The sequence below is a fragment of the Mesorhizobium sp. M7A.F.Ca.US.006.04.2.1 genome, assembly GCF_004022915.1.
Taxonomy (GTDB): Bacteria; Pseudomonadota; Alphaproteobacteria; order Rhizobiales; family Rhizobiaceae; genus Mesorhizobium; species Mesorhizobium ciceri.
Genome location: NZ_RZQA01000931.1, coordinates 1 through 2335 on the forward strand (window position 1 = coordinate 1; position 2335 = coordinate 2335).

Below are 2335 nucleotides of genomic sequence, written 5' to 3' on the forward strand. Positions count from 1 at the left end.
GGCTGGGGCGGACCATAGTTAGTGCCAGAGAACAGCTTCAAGGTTGGAGCCGGGATGGCCATCGCCGTCGAGTGCATGGCGGGCCGCGAAGACGTCGGCTATGTCAAGTTCGAGCAAGGTACTTGTCCATGCTGATCGCACCGAGCTCATTTCCACCTGTCCGGCGAGGCTCTGAAGACTGGCCCTCAAACGCATGCCCAAAACACAGCTGGTATTGGTAGCAATCCGAGCGGACCAGGCGAGGCAGCCCCACTGCCGGGTCGAGAGAACCCACTTGGTGAACTCAGGCGTGCGCCTGACATTCCGGGCACCGTGGACACGCGTCAAGTCGAGAGGATACTGCGCGAGCGATATCCAAGTACCTCAGTGTAGAGAAGGTCGCGCGACTGCGCGTTTCTTTCCAGTTTCACATAACGAGCAGATATTGTTGCCGAAGGTTGAACCAGCCGTCGCTGGCACTCATGGGAGTATGGCGGTCCCGAACAGGATGCCGTGACGCCCGACCGTGGTGATCGGGTCCGGCAGCTTCCACATGGCGGGTCTTTCTTCTCGATGCGAGCGATCAGGCGCCAGGCACAATCCCATTGTCCTTCCTCACCTCGCAGCGGTTGCCGGCTGGCGGCAGCAATGCGCCTGATCTCGGACGTTCGGCAAACTTTACCTTCGCCCGAAAGCGGACGGTCTGCCAAAGGTAACATGACTGCGTTGCTGGACGACGGGCCTGATCCAGCAATGACCCCGTATGTCAGGTTCCAACAGTATGGGAGGTTGTCCTGTCGATTATCATTGCCATCGTCCTTCTTACTGCTCACATGCACGCAACTGCGGCGATGAGTTGTCGGACCGGCTGGATCCTATAAAAAGCCGGCCTTTCTGAAGCCGGAGAGGAAGTGCTCGAAGGAAGATGGGTCTGCGAAGGGAAGGCGGGCAAGGTAGCCAAGCGAGAGGTCTGGTTGCAGCCTCAGTGTGGCTTCGACTGCGACATGCGCGTTTTCCATCTCGCCTAGATGGGCGTAGGCCGCCGCGAGAAAGGCATGGATGAAGAACTGGTCGCCGGCCTTCCGATAAGCGTCGATGGCGTCGGCATATCGGCCGAGCAGGAAGAGCGCGCTTCCCTTCACCTCCCAGAACCAGACCGGGGGCAACGGGTCGAGCAGTATGGCCCTTTCGAGGACCGCCAAGGACTGCTGAGGCTGGCCGCCGTAGTTGAGCCAGCTTGCATAGTCTCCGGCAATGTTGACGTCGTGCGGATTGAGCGAACGGGCCTGCTGGAAATGCAGTCCGGCATCCCCATGCTGGCGCATATGTACAAGCACGAGACCCATGCTCTGGTTGCAGATGCCGTCATTCCGGTCGAGCAGGAGCGCTGTGCGCGCAGACCGCAAGGCACTTTGCAGCGTACGAGGATCGCGGTCGTACCAGAATCGCGCAACCAGGCACTGCGCTAGATAGGCATGACCTTGAGCAAAAGTCGGATCGAGTTCGGCGCTCCGGGTAAACATGGATTCGCCCTTGTCCATTTCATACTGATGGTAGTGCGCGCGACCCTGCAAGTAGTAGTCGTAGGCGGCCCAATCGGCCGGCGGCGTTCGCCGCGAGCGGCTAGTCGCATCTGCCTCGGCGGCGCCTTGGACGGTTGAAGCCACGAGTGCCGCCACCTCCTCCTGAACCGAAAAGATGTCCTCAAGCGCCCTGTCGTAGCGTTGAGCCCACAAATGGAAGCCGCTGGCGCCGTCGATCAGCTGCGCCGTGATCCGGATACGGCTCCCGAGCCGTCGCACGCTGCCCTCGACGAGGTAGCGCGCGCCGAGTTGCCGGTGGACTTCCGCGCCCTCCGGCGCTGGCCCACGAAACTGAAAAGATGAATTACGCGCGATCACCACGAGCGACCGGTATCGCGCCAGTTCAGTGATGATATCTTCGGTGATGCCGTCGCTCAGATAATGCTGGTCCTGATCGCCGCTCAAATTGGCGAAGGGCAGCACGGCAATGGTGGGTTTGCCGGACGGCGCGATTGGTCGCTGCACTGAACCTTCCACGCGCTCGACAGGCGCGGTGAAGCGGTAGCCGACGCGAGGCACGGTGGCGATCCAGTCGCCACCTTGGTCGGTGGGGCCGAGCGCCTTCCTCAGCGTCGCAATCTGGACGGTGAGATTGCTTTCCTCGACCGCCCGGCCCGGCCAGGCAGCTTCCATCAGCTCGTCCTTGGTCAGGATGTCGCCGGGCCGGGCCGCAAGCGTGGCGAGCAGCGTGATGCCGCGATGCCCGATGGAGATCGGTATTTCATGTCGCAGGAGCGTCCCCTTCTCAGGGTCGAGCAGGAACGGACCAAAGG

The 2335-nt window shown here is 61.4% G+C and carries 1 protein-coding gene; it reads right to left on the reverse strand.

From position 1 onward, the window contains the following. Nucleotides 1-854 precede the first annotated feature (854 nt). The coding region (locus EN925_RS32360; RefSeq protein WP_128337223.1) for a winged helix-turn-helix domain-containing tetratricopeptide repeat protein at nucleotides 855-2335 on the reverse strand (1481 nt) is incomplete at its 5' end.